We start from the raw sequence: 16,684 nt of genomic DNA, 5'->3' as shown, positions 1-16,684 counted from the left end.
GGCCTGGTATGTGCTTTTTTAAGCTTCATGTGCGGTTAATTTAAGATCTGGCAGCTGCCGGGTCAAAAGAAAAGGCATGAAACGGCTGTTCCATGCCTTAACGTTTATACATTTGCGGCCAGCTCTTCACGGATCAGACTGCCGTTTCTATATTCCTTAAGCTGCATTGTATTCTGCTGTGTTTCTATATCGTTCACACGGATTTCCTGTATCCGGCCATCCAAAAGCTCTATACGTACACAATCCGCATCTTCCGCATACACGGACCGGATCATCTGCTCCGATTCATAAGGCTCAACGATGGTAATATAACGGGCTGACCGGCCATGTGTCCGGATGCCGTAGGTAATCCGCCGCTGCGCTTCGTCACCCGGGAAGGCATCCGCCCCGATCAGACCGGTAAAACGGACCGCCTGCAGGCCGTCAAGCGAGATCCGGATCAGCGCTTCCTGTTCATGATCGGCCGGACTGGCAGGAACGGCATCCGGATATTCCGTGCCGATAATGGTTACACGCCCGCCCTCGTAATCCTTTCCGATTCCGCAGCCGCAGTCCACATTTACAACTTCCGGGGATAAATCACTTAATTTAAGCGCCTGCCCATCAGCCGTATGGATTAGGGCTTCGCCCCAGAACAGGCCCTGCTTCGAGCGAACCGGATCATTCTGTTCCGTATACAGCGGATGATTCCGGACCCGCAGGGTCAGATTCTTCATTTCCCCCGTGAGAGCAAGGTCTACTCTGCCCTCACCCAGCAGCCAGGCCCCGAAGCTTCCCTCTGTAAGCACCTCCCCGTCAGCCTCCACTTTATAGTCCAGCGGGATGGTAATGCCATGATACTCGGCAGCCCGGCCGGTCATCTGCACACTCTGCTTGGGCCAGACCGTATGAACATCCAGCTTAAGCAGGCCGGGGGTATTGTAAGCTGTTCTTGTTCCCCGCAAATCTTCTCCTTCACCGAATACCGTCTCAAAGCGGGCAACGCTTGAACCCTCCGCTTTATACCAGCGGCAATCCGTAATGAACTGGCCGTCCGACAGCGGATTGTCACACCATTGTCCGGTGTGCCCGAGCCTGGTCAGTGTTTCTGCCTGCAGCTCCTTGAAGCCTTTGATCTGGAACAGGCAGTCGAACTGATGCTCCTGCTCTCCTTCCAGGTAATCAAACAGGACGATGAAATCATCCGTTACCCCCATGATCCGCTTCTGGCGGACCGGCTCCGTGTAGCCTGACAGCTCCCCATACTGCGCACCCGGAGGGGCCTCCGGAAGGGAGCTGGCATTCATGGTGCAGCGCTCCTCCAGCGTTTCGCCGTCATTATATACCATGCCGCCGTATGGCGGGTATGCCCAGCGGGAGGTAACCTCCACAGCTGCGGCTTGCAGCGCATGTCCGCTGTAGAACAACGTTCTCCTGGCATCCGCCGGTACCTGCAGCTTGCCGTCAACGGTCACCATATTTTTGGCTAATGAATTCTGCACATAAAATTTATACATAAAGTGGCCGTAGCCCCACCATACATGCTCGGGATTGAAGATGCTGCGCCCGTATCTCATTACGGACAGCAGGCCGGTTTTGTCAAAATGACCGTGTGCGTAGCCGTGTGAGCCATATCTCAGCACCGCCTGAAGCTGTTCCCGCTGCTCTCTTCCTGCAGCTCTGCTCCGCAGCATCGCAACGCCTACATTATCGGAGCAGGCATTGCTCCCGGTATAAGAGGATTGAATGTCCGGCAGCTCCGCGTGTCCGAATACCGGATCGGCTGATGCATTCATTCTAATAACCGGAACATATTCAGGGTCCTGATAGTATGAGTAAGCCAGATCATAGGTTGAGCCGAAATGGACTCCCTCCAGCTTTTTCTCCTCGGAATCGCTGATCCCGAACAGCACGCCCCTGTAATCAAGAAATGGAAGCGTCGCGTCGAACATATCTTTTATCCGGATATAACTCTTTCTGTTCCCGCCCCAGCGCCTATTGTACATTCCGAACCGGAATGCGGCGTCCTTCCCGCCGAAGGTGCTGTTCACCTCATCATTAAAGGGAGCAGGGAAATGAGTGTGAAGAATATTAATTCCGAACGGCAATAGCGCATGGGCCGTATGGAGGTACATGGAGGATACCCAGGTGTTATAGCTTACAGAGCATTCATGCCACCAGCCGTCATTGAACAGCCCGTATTTCAGCTGCTCGACCGAGCCGCCCGGACCGAATACGAACCGCAGCGCCCGCTCCATATCCTGAATAGCCAGCGCACAGTAGAACGCTCCCGTAATCTCTGACAGCAGCCAGTTGGAAATGTGTCCGCTGCGGATATGGTAATCCAGAATGTCCATATAGCTGCGGAAGCAATCTTCGATTCCCCGGTGCTCCTCCGCAGTCAGCACACCGGCATCATGGATAATGTCATACGGAATGGCCAGATGCTGAAAAAAATGGCCCTCCTGAACATAGCTCTGGCTGCAGCCCTTCAGCTTTTTGGGATAACCGTTGTCTTTATCAATAAAATAACGGAAGAATTGTGCCACTTTGTCTGCATAACGGATTTCTCCGGTAAGTGCATAAGCGTAAGCTGCGCTCATGATGTAATGCTCTTCCCGGGTATCGTAGCAATAGTCCCGCTCATCTACAGGCACCGGCGGCACTACTGTCCATGCTTCGGCGTCCTCGATTATTTGCTTATAGCCGGGCTGGAAGCATTCATGCGTGTCAATTAAGGATCTGCGCTCCGCCCACTGCTGCTTATTCCAGTAAATATAAGGATGCTGCAGCTTCCGCAGCGTTTTCAGCTCCACCTGTACTGCGCTTCCGCCGTCCCCGTTAGCGGTGAAGGTCAGGATGGTAACCTCATGACCGCCGGGTACCATCCGTTCATGCACCTGTACTGTTGCGGTCACTTCCTGTGCTGCGTACGGAGCCAGTTCAAATCCAGCAGGCACGATTACCGCCTGCAGTGACTCCCAGCCGGCAAAATGCTGCTTCACAGCTACATGCTGCGGACGGTCCGTACAGTTGTATACTGTCATTGTGTAGGCAACCTGCTCCCCGGCTTCCCCGGACTTGCCCTTCACCTCAGCCTGGACAAACAGCTTCTCGCCTTTAACGAGCCTTGCGGAGACCAGTTCTGCATTGCCGGTCAGCTCAAAGCTGCGGAGAAAACGCCAGATGTTTGCTTGGGCCGTTTCAATGGCAAAATCCTGGAGGCGCACCTTTATTTCATGAGTGCCTGCTCCGGCAAGCTTAGCTTCTGCCTTTACTGGCTCATGGCCTGCAAAGCCTGCTTGAATCGTGATTGCGGCTGACTCATCTCCGGTGCGGAGTTCCAGAATCAGGCCGAACCAGTCCAGCGCATCCAGGGTGCCGTGATGACCCCGCTCAAAGCCGATCGGGTACCAGTCATCCTGAGCAGGATCTGCGGGATACTCCAGCAGAAGTGTATTCTGCAGATTGTACACTGTATCCGGAGAGCTATGTTCCGGATAACTTCCTGCTATTCTCCATTCATTAAGCAAATCAACATGAAATTTCATTAGTCTGCCGCCCCCTTCTGCTTGGCCGTTTCCAGCCGCACCCCGTATTGTCCCTGAACCGTCTCCAAGATGAACTCATGCGTATCTGTCAGCAGTGTATACTTTCCATCCGGATTTTTGATTACCTTGAGACGTGCTTGGCTGCTCTCCTGCGGATACAGGAGGGTAAGAAATCCGTCTTTGGCATCTGCGGTTGCCCGGATGTAATCCATCAGGGTTACGCCGCTTTCGGTTCTGCCGAAGAATGCTGTAGACCGTCCCTGTTCGATCGCGACTGACTGCAGGGAGTGCAGAAAAACGGTTTCCAGATCCATACCATACATCCCATGAGAATACACGCTGCTGTCCTGGACAGTGCTTTGCTGCGCCGCGACCGGAAGGCTGAATTGTACAAGACCCTCAAATTCCTCTATGGTGTCACGGAAAATATAGAGCTGGGCCTGCTTATGGCAGGTGATATGCCGGATATGCCGGCCTTTTCCTTCAGAGTTGGTAATTTCGATTGTGATACTGTCTATATCAGCCCCAAGCAGCACCTCCAGCACTCGGCTGCTCCGCGGCCCGTCGGCCCAGCCCCGTTCCAGGCTGAACGTTCCGGCGGACAGATTAATAACACCTGTGTCATCCGTGCGTATTTCCGCCCTGGCGGTTGCGAATTGCAGGCAGGCATGAGAATACGAACTGATAAACCAGCTGGTGCTGCTGTCAAAGTACCCCTCAATGCCCGGGTCCATCACTAACGGAACTCCGTTCTTATACAGAATGAACGAGCCCTGATCCAGATGACCGTGGGCAACCGGATCAGGACTTGACATAACTGCACAATAGCTGTGCTCAGGTGTGCCGTAGCCGCTGCGGAACACATAGATGCCTGCATGCGGATATGAGGCAGTCGAGCTTAAATTAAGCGGGGATTCGGGCACATAACGGCTGCCTTGCGCCAGCAGATTTTCGAGGACGATTCCTTCCCCCCACAGCTTCTTGAACGGTTTACCGGCTGCGATCCAGGTATGATACATCCGGTCTGCCAGTTCACGGTCAACCTCTGCGACATCGCTTATGTAGGTAGCGAAGCTGCCGAATTCGGCTCCACCGCCAAGTGCATGATCACCGAAAGGCGGCGTGCCGATCCGTCCGCCGAAGTATTCATAGCCCGGTGTCTGCATCTCTATGGAATAACCGAACATCCGGGCGAGCGGTGTGGACTTGAACCAGTTGTCACCTGTGACGTTACGTGCTGCCTTGGCATAGCCTGCGAAGCGCTCCAGTGCCGCATGGTGATAGCGGATCGACTCCGGCCAGGAGCTGTCCGGGTTCACGTTCAGCTGTAGCTGAGCCTTCAGAATCGTATCCGCGTTATACAGCCAGGTATACCGGTTAGGAAAATCGCTTAGCACCATCATCATGAGTCCGGTGCCCGCACACATATCGGTCTGCCAGTTGCTGCAGCCCTCCTGGGCAGCCTGGTCTGTCCACTCTGTCCGGTCACGCAGATCCAGCATGTAGCGGAGCAAATACTCTACCCGTGCGTAGAAATGTTTCTTTTCTTCACCGGAAAAGACTCCCGCCTGCTTAATCATGGAATAACTTACCGCTGCGCTGCTCAGGAGACGGCCGCCTTGAACCGCACCGTAGCTGTCGCTTCCTTCCGGGCGGAGGTTCACCGCCATCCAGTGCTCTGCTCCCTGGCAGAAGTCATGCAGAATGTATAACAGTGCATACTTCACTTTTAAGGCATAGTTTATCTCTCCGGTTAGCGCATACTGGATAGCGTCACACTGCATCGCCAGCTGGTATCGGCCGCCCGGAACCGATGATTTACGGTTGAAGCTGTAGGCGTATTCCCCTGCCGGCTGCCCGGCTTCATCCCGGAATGTAATGACTGCTTTCAGGCCGCTCTTCAGCTTGCCGTCCAGCTTCGCATCGAAGGTCAGGGTATAACGCCCCCCGGGCTCTACCGGGATTTGTTCTTTATAGGTCCATGCCCCTTCATCTTCTATCCCGGGATTACAGATATATAGGGAGTGGTGTGCTATTCCTGCCTTGTAACGGGGGGCAACCTCTGATGACGGGTTCGCCTCCCGGGGATGCTTGCGGTCACCGCCGCCGCAGTAAGGATACCGGCTCTCCCATTGCATAACCGGATTGCCTTTAAGGGCTTCCGGTGTCCAGTAATCAGGCGAGGAATGGCCTTCATCAAAGCCGGAATTAAGGATCGGCAAGCTTGCACCGCTTGCAGACAGGATTTCGAGATTATCGATCCATACATGGCCGAGTCCCTGCTCCTCATTGTCTTCGGCGGGCAGAACAAAGGACAGAGAAGCTGTGGCCGCATGTTCCGGTGCCCGGAAATTGGCGATTTTGTCTGTGGAGCTCCACAGGTAGAAATGATTGTTCAGCTCTTCATACAGCGTATCTTTTTCCGCGATTAAGGATACGGCTGACTGAAGCTCCTCCAGACTATATTGCCGGGAGATTGCGGTAATCTGCCCGTATTGCGCTTTGATCAGCGGGTCTTCGGCGACACGCTGCTGAAGCTGCTCAAGCTCCCGGCTGGTCAGATACAATGAAGCTGCCGGATCGGAATCCGTGCGCAGTACACGGGAATGACGGCATTCCCGGAGCCGGTTGAAGCAATCTACGACGGCGAGGGCCAGCACCTCGCCGGTTGTCTGCGGATCGAAGCTGCCTGCCGCCAGCTTCAGTGCTTTTGCTGTAGCTTCGAGCTTGCGGACAGCGTCGGGGGAGTAGCAGCCGGTTGGGAGCCCGGCAAAAGCTTCGGCTTCAGTGCGCAGCTGCTCTGCTTTTTCCAGTGCCAGACCGGCCTTTGCTAACAGCTGCTCTTTACCGCCGTGGAGCACATCCTGGGTCTCGAACCACTCCAGCGCGGGACCGAGCCCGTAGCAGGTGTGTACACTGCCCGTTTTGCCGAAGGGCGGGACCATTGTAAATCTTTTCGCCGCAAAAAGGACTGCCTCTTCTGTCCGCGGAGTATAAAATTCCCGGTTACGCCTGAAGGGTACATTGTCTCCGTTATCGAGCGCCTGATACGCTGCCTCCATCATATCGGTTAATGCGAGCTTGGCGCCGTCCGTATAAAATTGTCCTCTGGCTTCTAATAGTGCCTCTGCTTTATTCAGCAGATCCTGAAGCTCATCTCTGCTCTCAGTTGAACCGTTCAACGTGATTTCCCCGCCTTTTCTGTTAAGTAGTTTCGTTGATTGCCCGAACATAATCGCAGAGAAGCCGGAGATTAACCAGCCCCAAATTATAACGAATGCCCCAATCAGGAAGAACCGGACTGCAGATTGGTTTGATATATGATGTTTCTAGTTAGTTATATGGATCGTGCCTTGTATTTGGTGCTGTAAGAGTAGCTTTGAGTTGGGTCAGCCGGTGTTAAGCGGTCTGTAGCGCTTCCAAGTTATGTTATAGTTAGGCAGAAGGAGTGAGCACACTTGAACATTGTAGAATTGGATGCAGTACACAATCAGCGGGAAATAACGAGGCTACTGGAAGAGCACCGCCATGGTGCGGATAGCAGCATTCCAGCCTATGAGCGGACAATGCTCTCCCTTGCGGCTTACGAGAATGACATTTATGTGGGCGGAGTTACAGGGGATGTAGCCTGGAACATCCTGAATGTTCACCTGCTGGCAGTCGATCCGGCGTGCAGAGGGACCGGTCTAGGGGCTGCCCTGCTCGCAGAAATTGAAAACCGTGCCCGGCAGCTCGGCTGCAAAGTGAGTGAGCTCACCACCATGAGCTGGCAGGCGCCGCACTTCTATCAGAAGCAGGGCTACGAGATTTTCGGCGAGATCAAGGATTGCCCGAATGAGGGGCATACGAAGTATTACCTGAAGAAGCGGCTTTAAGCGCCGTTTCTTAGGGGATTCGCTGCTTCTCGGAGGAGAGCTGCCATGAGCGGAATCAAGGGCCTTTTTGCCTTTGATTTCACCGATTCGCCTGCTGCGAGTGAAATCAAGGGCCTTTTTGCCTTTAATTGTTTCACCCATTCGCCTGCTGTAGTTCAAGTGATGATAGTTACTCTTCCATCTATTCTACAAACTACCCACTTCCCACTATTTACCACAAACTATCTTCTATTACTATCTTCTATTACTATCTTCTATTTACTCCCTACTATCTATTCCCACTATCTACTCTATCCCCCCTTCCTATCCCCTTATCTATGTCTGAACGAAAACAGGCCCCCGATAAACCCGGGGACCCGTAGCTAAAATAGGATTAGTGCACAGCATTCTGTTGCAGTATCCATCCTGCACAAATCATCCATTACTCACACATTAACGATTTTACATCACTAACTGTGCATCACTTACTATTCCTCATTCACCGTACATCAGTTAACCGACTTATCATACTGCAGATACACAACCTGAGTCTGCAGATACTCATTCAAGCCGTGCTTACCGTCGGCGCCGCCGATGCCGGATTTACGCCAGCCGGCGTGGAAGCCCTGCATCGCTTCAAAGTTCTCGCGGTTGATGTAGGTTTCCCCGTACTTCAGCCGCTTGATTACCTTCATCGCCACGTTCAGGTTCTGCGTATACAGGGAGGAGGTCAGGCCGAATTCGCTGTCATTCGCCAGCTCAATCGCTTCATCCAGTGTCGCAAACGTAACAATCGGAATGACCGGACCAAAAATCTCATCCTGCACAATTTCCATCTTGTTAGTGGCATCAGCAATGACCGTCGGCTCAAAGAAGCTGCCTGTGCCTTCGACTTTTTTACCGCCGAGCAGAATCTTCGCACCTTCTTCGACAGCCCGGTCCACCTTCTGCTGAACAGAATCCTGGGCAGCCTTGTTGATCAGCGGCCCCATATGGATGCCGGTATCGACCAGCGGATTACCGTACTTCACTGCCTTCATGGCTTCTACCAGCCGGGCGGTGAATTCATCCTTTATAGATTCATGCACATACACACGCTCTGCACAGTTACACACCTGTCCTGTATTAATGACGCGGGAATCCACGATCGCTTTAACTGCCAGATCCAGATCCGCATCAGCCATTACAATGGCCGGCGCTTTACCGCCAAGCTCAAGGCTAACCTTGATAATGTTCTCGGCTGCCGCCTCCATTACCTTTTGCCCGGCCGGAACGCTGCCAGTCAGGCTGACCATGCCCACCTTCGGGTTGCTGGCCAGCTCGTTGCCGACCTCGCCGCCTCTGCCTGTCACCAGGTTATATACACCTTTTGGCAGACCGGCTTTATCTACAATTTTGGTAAAAGCGATAGCATTATTAGGTGACTCCACACTCGGCTTAACTACAATCGTATTACCGGTAATCAGCGCGGGTGCCATTTTTCTGGCAATCAGGAAGAACGGGAAGTTCCAGGGCAGTATCCCTGTAGTTACCCCGATGGCCCGTTTGAACACAAAAATGTTCTCGTTATCGCGGTCGCTCTGGATAATCTCTCCCTCGTAGCGGCGTGCCCACTCAGCCATATAATCCAGGTAGTCCGCCGTAAAATTCACTTCCACTGTGGACAATTCCAGCGTCTTGCCTACTTCCTCGGATATAAGTCTGGCAATGCTGTCCGCCTCAGCCCGGATTCCGTCCGCAATGGCGTGCAGATACCTTCCTCTTTCTACTGCCGGGGTTTCTTCCCAGGCTGACTGTGCTGCATCAGCAGCATCGATTGCACGTACGACGTCATTTTTGGTCGCTTTGGGTACCTGTGAAATAACTTCATCGGTTGACGGGTTGGTAACATCCATCCACTCTTGGGTTTCTGATTCGGTAAATTGGCCGTTGATATACATCAAATGCTTTTCCACTTGTACTCCCCCTCAAGATAAATTATTCCATCACTTCCTCTCCAGTGTAAACGCTAACAACATTTTATGTCAACAACATACACATTTTATATGTGTTTTTATGTTGTTTTTCATTGACTTCTTGAGTTAAGCTATAACTACCAACGTCGCGATTGGAGGAACAGGAATGAAAGTAAGCATCTTTTCGACTTGTTTAGTAGACCTAATGACCCCCGCAGCGGGAAAAGCAATGGTTGAAGTCCTTGAAAGGCTTGGCTGTGAGCTTGATTATCCGGCTTCGCAGGTCTGCTGCGGCCAGCCCACGTATAACAGCGGGTATCTGGAGGATTCCAAGCTGGCTATGAAAAATATGATGCTCGCCTTTGAGCATTCAGATTATGTCGTCGGCCCCTCCGGCTCCTGCATTGCCATGTTCCATGAGTACCCGAAGATTTTTAAAGGTGATCCGGACTGGGAATTGAAAGCGGTTGCCTTAAAAGAAAAATCGTACGAATTCACCCAATTCATCGTCAGAGTGCTGGGAATCACGGATGTCGGCGCAAGGCTTGACGGCACTGCAACCTATCACCGGTCCTGCCATATGACCAGACTGCTTGGCGAAAAGGAAACCCCGTATCAGCTGCTTGAGCAGGTCCGCGGACTGCAGCTTGAGCCGCTGAAGAACAGCGATAACTGCTGCGGCTTTGGCGGGACTTTTTCAGTAAAAATGCCGGAGATATCCGGACAAATGGTGGATGAAAAATGTGATAGTGTGATGGAAACGGGGGCGGATATCCTCATTAGCGCAGACATGGGCTGCCTGCTGAACATCGGCGGACGGCTGTCCCGCAAAGGGTTGCCTGTCAAAATCATGCATATTGCTGAGGTACTGAACCATACCAGCGAACCAGCCGCAGCCAAAGGAGGCCTCTCCTCATGAGCCTGAAAACAGATAATCGGGAGTTCGGTGAGCGGACGGCGGACGGGATCGGTAACGCTTTTATGCGCAGTGCCGTAAGCTCCGCCCAGGACAGCCTCAAGACCAGGCGGCTTACTGCTGCTACCGCTCTCGGGGACTGGGAAGCGTGGCGGGTTGTCGGCCAGACCATTCGTCAGCACACACTGCAGAACTTGGATTTCTATCTGAACCAGCTGGCAGATAACATTGAGGCCAAAGGCGGGCAAATCTATTTTGCCGCAACCAAGGAAGAGGCCAGCAGCTATATCCGGGATGTTGTTGTCTCGAAGCAGGCCCGAAAAATTGTCAAATCCAAATCCATGGTGACTGAGGAAATTGAAATGAACAAGGTGCTGCTCGAAGCCGGCTGTGACCTGATCGAGACTGACCTTGGCGAATATATACTGCAGATTGATGACTGGGACCCGCCTTCACATATTGTCGCCCCTGCCCTTCATAAGGACCGCAACCAGATTAAGCGGGTATTCACAGAAAAGCTTGGATATACAGGAGATGAAAGCCCGGAAAAGCTGGCCCGCCATGCCCGGGAAGTGCTGCGCCAGAAGTTTCTGGAGGCGGATGTCGGGATCACCGGCTGCAATTTTGCCGTAGCCAATATGGGCGCAATCAATCTGGTAACCAATGAAGGCAACGGGGATCTGACAGCCGCTATTCCCAAGACCCAGATCGCTGTTATGGGGATGGAGCGGATTGTTCCGACCATGGAGGAAATGGAGGTGCTGGACAATCTGCTGTGCCGGAGTGCTGTCGGGCAAAAGCTGACCAGCTACATCACGGTCATGGGCCCCAAGGCAGCCGGAGAAAGCGATGGTCCGGAAGAGTTCCACCTGGTTGTCGTCGATAACGGCCGGTCCGAGATTCTGGGAAGCGAATTCAACGAAGCTCTGCAATGTATCCGCTGCGGCGCCTGCCTGAACGTCTGCCCAATCTACCGGCATATCGGGGGGCATGCATACGGCTCCATCTATCCCGGCCCGATCGGCGCAGTTATCACACCTCTGCTCGGCGGATATGATGATTACAAGGAGCTGCCCTTTGCCTCCAGTCTGTGCGGAGCTTGTACCGACGTCTGTCCGGTCAAAATTCCTCTGCACGAGCAGCTGATCATGCACCGGCAAAATATCGTCAAGGAGAAACGGACCGGGGCGGCCGAACGCTTCCAGATGAAGGCAGCCGGACGCCTGCTCTCCTCCCCCTCTATGTTCGGCAAGGTGCTGCGTCTGGCTAATCCGGGCAGCCGGATGATGAGTAAGCATGGCAGAATCGTCCGGGGACCAGGCCTGATCCAGGGCTGGGTTGGCGTACGTGATCTGAATCAGCCCGTTAAGCAGGCGGACAGCTTCCGCACCTGGATGAAGGAACGTCAGGGAGGTACACAACAATGACTGCCATAAGCAAACACAACAACAGGGAATCCTTTCTGAACAGAGTGGCTTCCAGTCTCGGCCGGGAGCGCGCGTATAACGTTAAGCGTCCGGATATCAAGGGAATGATTCCCGACAGCTATGGGACGCTTACCAGTGACGATCTGATTAATATTCTGAAGGAGCAGTGCTTCTTCATCCACACCCAGCTTATTGAATCCACACCGGAGCTTCTGCAGAAGACGCTTGATGATCTGATCGCAGCCAACGGCGGCGGACCGGTAATGACCTCGGGAGACCCGCGGTTTAACCGCTATGAGCTCAGCATTCCGGATTCATCTGTATGGACTGAAGCCTCCGGACGTGAGGGCAATATCAGACGCGCCGAAGCAGCGAATACAGCTATTATTTTTGCCGACTATGTACTTGCCGAGTCAGGCACCGTCGTTATTGAGAGCAGGCCTGATCAGGGGCGCTCCCTGCATTTTTTACCTGAGCATTATATTGCCGTTATTGAAAAGGAGCGCATTGTACTGCGATCTACACAGGCTGCCGCTGACCTGAACCGCCGCATTGAGGCAGGCGAGCCGGTCGGCTCCTCCATCAACTTTATCTCCGGCCCATCCAATTCCGCGGATATTGAAATGCAGCTCGTAGTCGGCGTGCACGGTCCGTTAAGAGCTACCTATGTTCTTATTTAACGATATTTAAAAAGAAATAACAGAGCAGAATTCCTCCTTAAGCGGAAGAATCTCTGCTCTGTTTTATTTTTACTGAAGCTGATTGTGCTGGGCCAGCGATTTTGCAGCTGCATCGTTTGCTCCTCCAATGGGTTATATTATTTAACTGCCCTATTCAGGCTCTTATTCAAAGCCCGGTTTAGTATTGATTCTATCCGCCTCATCTATTCTGGAATAATTCCGGCCGGAAAGCCTGAATAGGGTGAATCTACTAACCATGACGTGCAACTGGATGGTTGGGGTTGAATTATGTTATACTCATTCGTATATCTTATGAAGGGGGGCGAACAATAATGGGAAGGCGATATTGCAAATGGATTGTACTCCTACATTGATCCGCTTCCACGGCTGTATGAGTAACCCGGCGCTTACGTTTGATTCACAAATACGTCCTTAATTCAACTTGGAGGTGAATCCCTCTTTTGAGGGAAAGGATTGGATTTAATAACCTTAACTAACCTAATTATCCTTGCAGTTTTAATTGTAATGACGGCTTTTTTTGTAGCTTCTGAATTTGCAGCCGTTAAAATGCGGATGTCACGGATTGAGCAGCTGATTGATGAAGGCAACAAAAAAGCAATTATCGCAAAAAAAGTGGTCGGTGATCTGGACTACTATCTGTCCGCCTGCCAGCTCGGTATCACTGTAACAGCCCTGGGGCTTGGTGCAATCGGTAAACCGGCGGTAGAGCGTATACTCTATCCTGTATTTGATTATTTGAATGTCTCTGAAGCTTCGTCTTCTGTAGCGTCTTATGCAATTGCCTTTATATTTGTAACCTTCCTCCATGTGGTTGTCGGAGAGATGGCGCCCAAGACACTGGCTATTCAGTTTTCTGAAAAGCTTACACTGATGCTTTCCCCGCCGCTTTACTGGTTCGGTAAAATTATGCACCCGTTTATCGTCGCGCTGAACGGAACCTCCCGGGTTATTCTGCGTATGTTCGGTGTTAAGCCTGCCGGCCATGAGGAGCATTATTCGGAGGAAGAGCTGCGGATCATTATGGCTCAGAGCTTCAAAGGCGGCGAAATTAACGAACAAAAGCTGGAGTATCTGGAGAATGTATTTTCTTTTGATGAGCGTATAGCCAAAGATATCATGATTCCGAGAACCGGAATGGTGGCGCTTGAATATGACATGTCAAATGAAGATATTATCAGCATTCTCGACACCAATAACTATACCCGTTATCCGGTTATTGAGACCGGGAACAAAGACAAAGTGCTTGGTGTGGTCAATGTGAAAAAGATGCTTCCGCACATTATTGCCGGCCGCGAGCCTCATCTTAAGGAATTCGTCCGCAGCCTTCCTACCGTATCCTCAGTAACGCCAATCAAGGAAGCGATGCTGAAAATGCAACAGGAGCAGATGCATATGGCCCTGGTCATAGACGAATACGGCGGTACTGCCGGGATTCTTACACTGGAGGATATCCTGGAGGAGCTGGTCGGAGAGATCCGCGATGAATTCGATGCAGATGAAGTGTCAGAAATTCAGCGGATCGATGAACAGACCTATGTTATCAGCGGGCGTGTGCTGCTGGAGGATATTGAGGAGCAGTTCGGCTTTACGTTTGAGGACAGCGAGGAAATTGACACCATCGGAGGCTGGATTCAGTTCCGTGAAGGCACATCTGTTGAAGCTGGCTATGAATTCATAGCCGGAGGACAAAGCTGGACGATCATGGAAATGGATAATTTCCAGATCAAGCAGGTCATTCTCCACTACAAACAGCCTCAGGTACAGCATTAAGAATAAATGGACTTATCTATTACTTTGGAGGTGAATCCCTCACGCTGAGGGAAAACTTTGGACGGAGTTATAACGATAAATTTAATAATGGTTGCGATCTTTATCGGCCTTACCGCTTTTTTTGTCGGAGCCGAGTTTGCGATTCTAAAAGTACGCATGTCACGTATTGACCAACTAATCAGTGAAGGCAACAAAAAAGCAATAACCGCCAAAAAAGTGGCACATGATCTCGACTACTACTTGTCTGCCTGCCAGCTCGGTATCACAATCACCGCGCTGGTGCTCGGGGCATTGGGTGAACCGACGGTTGAACGGATTCTTCATCCGCTGTTTGACCAGATGGGAGTGCCGGCGGCATTATCCACCCTGCTCTCTTATATGATCGCATTGTCAATTATTACCTTCCTGCATGTGGTTATCGGCGAGCTTGCACCCAAGACCCTTGCCATCCAGTATGCCGAGAGAATGACACTGCTGCTGGCTCCGCCATTGTTCTGGTTCGGTAAAATCACGTACCCGTTCATTACAGCACTCAATGGCTCCGCCCGGCTGCTGCTCCGTATCTTCGGCGTGAAGCCGGCCGGCCATGAAACGGTCCATTCCGAGGAGGAGCTGAAGTGGATTGTTGACCAGAGCTACGAAAGCGGCGAGATTAACAAAACGGAGCTGGTCTATCTCAATAACATCTTTGCCTTTGATGAACGGACGCTCGGCGAAATAATTGTTCCGGTATCTAACGTAATTACACTTCAGGCCGGAATGTCTGTAGAGCAGCTGATTCAGGTTCTGGGCGAACATGATTATACCCGTTATCCCGTAGTCGCTGCTGATGGAACAGGGCGGTTCACAGGGTATGTGAACACCAAAGAAATGCTTACCAGCGTTGCTGCCGGAAGAGCAACGAACTGGCAGTCCTACATTCACGATATTCCGAAGTTTCCGGCCAGCAAGAACCTGCGGGATGTGCTTCTGCGGATGCAGCAGACCCGGGTTCACATGGCAGCTGTAACAGACCCTTCAGGTGCCATTACCGGAATTGTTACCATGGAAGATCTGCTGGAGGAAATCGTCGGTGATATCCGGGATGAGAGCCTTAATGTGAACGTCACTTTGAATTAACATGAATGGAACATGGTTATACCAGCCTGCACTTAATGTGCAGGCTTTTAACTGTTCCTGCCTTCTTTCACATGTTTTAGCTGGGCAACGATAATCACACTGATGATAACCAGCAGAAACCAGGAGCTGATTTTGCCGAAGCCGACCATCTGCCAGGCCTGATCCTGATCCGGGTACTTCCACGCGTTAAAGAACGTTGCAATATTCTCGGCCAGCCAGATAAAAAAGCCCACGATTACAAAAGCAAGTGTCAGCGGCATGCGGTAGGTAACACTGCGTACACGGTAAATGATCCAGGTCCGCCAGAATACGATCAGCACAAGCCCGGTCAGCCACCAGCGGAAATCCGCTATGTAATGGTGGGTAAAGAAGTTCAGATAGATTGCTCCGCCTAATAGCCCTGCCGGAATCAGTCCCGGCCAGCCGGTCATATCCATTCTCAGCCTGCGCCAGATCTGGCACATGAAGCTTGCGACACTCGCATACATAAATCCGCTGTACAGCGGCACACCAAATATTTTGCTGAAGGCCGGCTCAGGGTAAGCCCAGGACCCCATCCTAACCTTATATATTTCCAGCAGCAGACCGATGATGTGAAATACACAGATGACCTTAATCTCGTCAACAGTCTCCAGTCCGCTGCGGTACATCAGGTACTGGACGGTAAGCAGGACGAGCAGAATGGCATCATAGCGGTGGATAAACGGGAGATTCATCGTGCCGGAAAGCGCCAGGGTTCCGAAAATCGCCACAGGGAAAATGCAGCTCATGGCCTGATGATAGCCGAAATGCAGCACTTGTATGTATGAATTCCTGTCTGGTCTGAACATTGCGGCCTGTTCACCTCACTTCATTACTGTTGCCAGTATAATAACATGTGTTTTATCGTTATTCAATATATTTGTATTTATATATAATAATTTATTATTGTGTATGTTGAATAAAAGACAAGAACAAATCCACCCGAAGGGTGGATCTATATATAGAGTACTTAAGAACCTAATTTGCTGACTTCTGGCAGCTGTATTGAGATAGCGAATATAGGCACATACCCTGTCCTAATGTATACGAAAAAACGAATACATTCTGCCACCATGAGGGTAAACTGGCCAGATGTATACGAAAAAACGAATACATTTGGCCACCATGAGGGTAAACTGGCCAAATGTATGCGAAAAAACGAATACATTTGGCCACCATGAGGGCAAACTGGCCTAATGTATGCGAAAAAACGAATACATTAGGCCACCATGAGGGCAAACTGGGGATTGGTATCAGGTCATTTCTTCCATGTCTCCTGATTCTTCACATCCACTCCTCCTTTATTTTTCATCGGAGTTATCCACATTTTTTTTGCATTGTATCATTTCCTATACAATGCAAAAACCGCCCTTTGGGGCGGCTTAATGAAG

10 protein-coding genes are annotated in these 16,684 nt (G+C 51.5%); 6 read left to right on the top strand and 4 right to left on the bottom strand.

What is annotated here, in order from left to right:
• Window positions 1-104: 104 nt before the first annotated feature.
• Together BN3772_RS25865 and BN3772_RS25860 are read right to left on the bottom strand one after the other, a co-directional pair.
• On the bottom strand, window positions 105-3,530 hold the full coding sequence (locus BN3772_RS25865) for a COG1470 family protein (RefSeq protein WP_042203202.1): 3,426 nt from the start codon (window positions 3,528-3,530) through the stop codon (window positions 105-107).
• Window positions 3,530-6,712 carry a heparinase II/III domain-containing protein gene (locus BN3772_RS25860; protein WP_042203201.1) on the bottom strand — a complete coding sequence of 1,061 codons (3,183 nt, stop codon included), beginning with the start codon at window positions 6,710-6,712 and terminating at the stop codon, window positions 3,530-3,532. Before BN3772_RS25860 ends, BN3772_RS25865 begins: the two co-directional genes overlap by 1 nt.
• 276 nt (window positions 6,713-6,988) lie before the next feature.
• Between BN3772_RS25860 and BN3772_RS25855 the strand changes: the two genes are divergently transcribed.
• Window positions 6,989-7,405 carry a GNAT family N-acetyltransferase gene (locus BN3772_RS25855; RefSeq protein WP_042203200.1) on the top strand — a complete coding sequence of 139 codons (417 nt, stop codon included), beginning with the start codon at window positions 6,989-6,991 and terminating at the stop codon, window positions 7,403-7,405.
• A gap of 488 nt (window positions 7,406-7,893) precedes the next feature.
• Here the strand turns inward: BN3772_RS25855 and aldA are convergent, their stop codons facing one another.
• Window positions 7,894-9,339, bottom strand: coding sequence for an aldehyde dehydrogenase (gene aldA, locus BN3772_RS25850; RefSeq protein ID WP_280114397.1), 1,446 nt, complete (start codon window positions 9,337-9,339; stop codon window positions 7,894-7,896).
• Between the two features lie 166 nt (window positions 9,340-9,505).
• On the opposite strand from aldA, the gene BN3772_RS25845 reads away from it, so the two are divergent.
• The 5 genes from BN3772_RS25845 to BN3772_RS25825 all read left to right on the top strand — a co-directional run bounded on the left by BN3772_RS25845 (window position 9,506) and on the right by BN3772_RS25825 (window position 15,272).
• Window positions 9,506-10,258 (top strand): (Fe-S)-binding protein, encoded by a 753-nt coding sequence (locus tag BN3772_RS25845; protein ID WP_042203199.1) that lies wholly within the window; start codon window positions 9,506-9,508, stop codon window positions 10,256-10,258.
• Window positions 10,255-11,682 carry a LutB/LldF family L-lactate oxidation iron-sulfur protein gene (locus BN3772_RS25840; protein WP_042203198.1) on the top strand — a complete coding sequence of 476 codons (1,428 nt, stop codon included), beginning with the start codon at window positions 10,255-10,257 and terminating at the stop codon, window positions 11,680-11,682. The genes BN3772_RS25845 and BN3772_RS25840 overlap by 4 nt, the downstream gene beginning before the upstream one ends.
• A complete protein-coding gene (locus tag BN3772_RS25835; RefSeq protein ID WP_042203197.1) occupies window positions 11,679-12,362 on the top strand; it encodes a LutC/YkgG family protein in 684 nt (227 codons plus the stop codon). Before BN3772_RS25840 ends, BN3772_RS25835 begins: the two co-directional genes overlap by 4 nt.
• Window positions 12,363-12,836: 474 nt before the next feature.
• Window positions 12,837-14,153, top strand: a complete 1,317-nt coding sequence (locus BN3772_RS25830; RefSeq protein WP_042203195.1) for a hemolysin family protein — start codon at window positions 12,837-12,839, stop codon at window positions 14,151-14,153.
• Window positions 14,154-14,210: 57 nt separating this feature from the next.
• On the top strand, window positions 14,211-15,272 hold the full coding sequence (locus tag BN3772_RS25825) for a hemolysin family protein (protein WP_042203192.1): 1,062 nt from the start codon (window positions 14,211-14,213) through the stop codon (window positions 15,270-15,272).
• A 47-nt stretch (window positions 15,273-15,319) separates the two neighbouring features.
• Here BN3772_RS25825 and BN3772_RS25820 read toward each other — a convergent pair whose 3' ends face one another.
• Complete coding sequence (locus BN3772_RS25820) at window positions 15,320-16,102, bottom strand: DUF817 domain-containing protein (protein ID WP_042203191.1); 783 nt, start codon at window positions 16,100-16,102, stop codon at window positions 15,320-15,322.
• Window positions 16,103-16,684: the final 582 nt, after the last annotated feature.

It is taken from the genome of Paenibacillus camerounensis (genome assembly GCF_000723885.1).
GTDB lineage: Bacteria > Bacillota > Bacilli > Paenibacillales > Paenibacillaceae > Paenibacillus_AQ > Paenibacillus_AQ camerounensis.
Note: the sequence above shows the minus strand (reverse complement) of the source record. Positions and strands in the feature narration are given on the sequence as shown.

Coding starts and splice junctions, on each gene's coding strand:
- BN3772_RS25820 (WP_042203191.1), bottom strand. CDS start 16,102: ATGTTCAGACCAGACAGGAATTCATACATACAAGTGCTGCATTTCGGC.
- BN3772_RS25835 (WP_042203197.1), top strand. CDS start 11,679: ATGACTGCCATAAGCAAACACAACAACAGGGAATCCTTTCTGAACAGA.
- BN3772_RS25840 (WP_042203198.1), top strand. CDS start 10,255: ATGAGCCTGAAAACAGATAATCGGGAGTTCGGTGAGCGGACGGCGGAC.
- BN3772_RS25865 (WP_042203202.1), bottom strand. CDS start 3,530: ATGAAATTTCATGTTGATTTGCTTAATGAATGGAGAATAGCAGGAAGT.
- BN3772_RS25845 (WP_042203199.1), top strand. CDS start 9,506: ATGAAAGTAAGCATCTTTTCGACTTGTTTAGTAGACCTAATGACCCCC.